At 73.8% G+C, this 2226-nt stretch carries 2 protein-coding genes; both read right to left on the bottom strand.

The window, feature by feature from the left end; genetic code table 11:
* The coding region (locus ACWGDE_RS38330; RefSeq protein WP_453393710.1) for a LysR substrate-binding domain-containing protein at positions 1–761 on the bottom strand (761 nt) is incomplete at its 3' end.
* 198 nt (positions 762–959) lie between these two features.
* Positions 960–2162 (bottom strand): glycine C-acetyltransferase, encoded by a 1203-nt coding sequence (locus tag ACWGDE_RS38325; protein ID WP_453393709.1) that lies wholly within the window; start codon positions 2160–2162, stop codon positions 960–962.
* Positions 2163–2226 lie beyond the last annotated feature (64 nt).

Here is a 2226-nt window from a genome sequence, read left to right as displayed (position 1 = left end):
ATGCCGCGCAGCGCCGCGCGCGGTACGAGGGCCACACCGGCCCCCGCGCCGACCAGCGCGACCACGGCCCGGAAGTCGTCGGAGGAGTGCACCAACCGGGGCTGGAAGCCCGCCAGTTCGCAGGCCAGCTGCATCACGTCGTGGCAGGGGTTGCCGGGGTACTGGCCCACCCAGTCCGCGTCCGAGAGGTCGGCCAGCGACACCTCGGGCAGGTCGGCGAGCGGGTGCCCGGCGGGGAGCACCGCGTCGAAGGGCTCCGCGTACAGCGGGAGCACGGACAGCCGGCCGTCACCGGCGCCCGGTGCGCCCCGGTACTCGACGGCGAGTGCCAGGTCCGCCTCGCCGTCGAGCAGCAGCGGCAGGCTCTGGTCGCCCTCCGCGTCGCGTACGCGCAGCCGGATTCCCGGGTGGTCGAGGGCGAGCCGGGCGATGGCCGGGGCGAGCACCTCGGCGATGCCGGTGGCGAAGGCCGCGACGGTGACCTCGCCCGCCGAGCCGCCCGCGTAGGCGGCGAGTTCGGCCTCGGCGCGCTCCAGCTGGGCCAGCACCTCGTGGGCGTGCCCGAGCAGGATCTCCCCGGCGGCGGTGAGCCGTACGCCCCGGCCGCTACGGGTCAGCAGCGCGTGGCCCGTCTCCTGCTCCAGCGCCGCGAGCTGCTGGGATACGGCGGAGGGGGTCAGGTACAGGGCTGCGGCCGCGGCGGTCACCGTACGGTGGTCAGCCACGGCCCGCAGGATGCGCAGCCGGCGGGGGTCGATCACCCCACCATTCTCGCAGCCCCCACGGCCCCACGGCCCCACACCGGTACTCCGGCTCGAACGCCGGAGGGGCTGGATTCTCCAGACCCTCCGGCGTTCACGTGCAGGACGACGGCCGGTCGCATCCAGCCCCTCCGGCGTTCGAGGAGCGGGGGTCCGGGGGCCGGCCCCCGGCAGCGGCGCCGCGCCCGGCGAACCGGCTCAGGCCGTCGCGAGGGCCGCCCTCGCGTCGATGAAGGCGGCCACCGCGCGCTCCACGTCCGCCGTGGAGTGGGCGGCGGAGAGCTGGACGCGGATGCGTGCCGCGCCCATCGGGACCACCGGGTACGAGAAGCCGATCACGTAGACCCCGCGCTCCAGCAGGAGCTCCGCCATCTTCGCGGCCTCCGCGGCGTCGCCGATCATCACCGGGGCGATGGCGTGGTCGCCGGGCAGGATCTCGAAGCCGGCCTCGGTCATCTTCGTGCGGAAGAGCGCGGTGTTCGCGGCGAGGTGCTCGCGCAGGTCGCCGGCCGACTCCAGCAGGTCGAGGACCTTGAGGGAGGCCGCCGCGATGACCGGGGCGAGGGAGTTGGAGAAGAGGTACGGCCGCGAGCGCTGGCGCAGCAGCTCGACGATCTCGGTGCGCGCGGCGACGTAGCCGCCGGAGGCGCCGCCGAGGGCCTTGCCCAGGGTGCCGGTGATGATGTCGATCCGGTCCATGACCCCGTGCAGCTCCGGGGTGCCGCGCCCGCCGGGGCCGACGAAGCCGACGGCGTGCGAGTCGTCGACCATGACCATGGCGTCGTAGCGCTCCGCGAGGTCGCAGATCTCGGCCAGCGGGGCGACGTAACCGTCCATGGAGAACACGCCGTCGGTGACGATGAGCTTGCGGCGGGCGCCGCCCTCGGTCGCCTCCTTGAGCCGGGCCTCCAGCTCCGCCATGTCGCGGTTGGCGTAGCGGAAGCGGCGGGCCTTGGAGAGGCGGATGCCGTCGATGATCGAGGCGTGGTTGAGGGCGTCGGAGATCACCGCGTCCTCGGCGCCGAGCAGGGTCTCGAAGACTCCGCCGTTGGCGTCGAAGCAGGAGGAGTAGAGGATCGTGTCCTCCTGGCCGAGGAAGGCGGAGAGCCGCGCCTCCAGCTCCTTGTGCACCTCCTGCGTACCGCAGATGAAGCGGACGGAGGCCATTCCGTAGCCCCAGCGGTCCAGGGCTTCCTTCGCGGCGGCGACGACCTCGGGGTGGTCGGCGAGACCGAGGTAGTTGTTGGCGCAGAAGTTGAGGACCTCACCCGCCGTCCCGCCGGAGGTCACGGCGACGGCCGCGTTCTGCGGGGTGCCGATGACGCGCTCGGGCTTGTGCAGGCCCGCGGCGCGGATCTCGTCGAGCGTGGCGCGCAGGTCCTGGCGGACGGTCTCGAACATGTGCGGTTCTCCTTCTGCGGCGGAGTCGTAGGGGAGGGGGCCGGACCCCGCGGAGGGGGGAGGG

The organism is Streptomyces sp. NPDC054956 (assembly GCF_053609185.1).
Note: the sequence above shows the minus strand (reverse complement) of the source record. Positions and strands in the feature narration are given on the sequence as shown.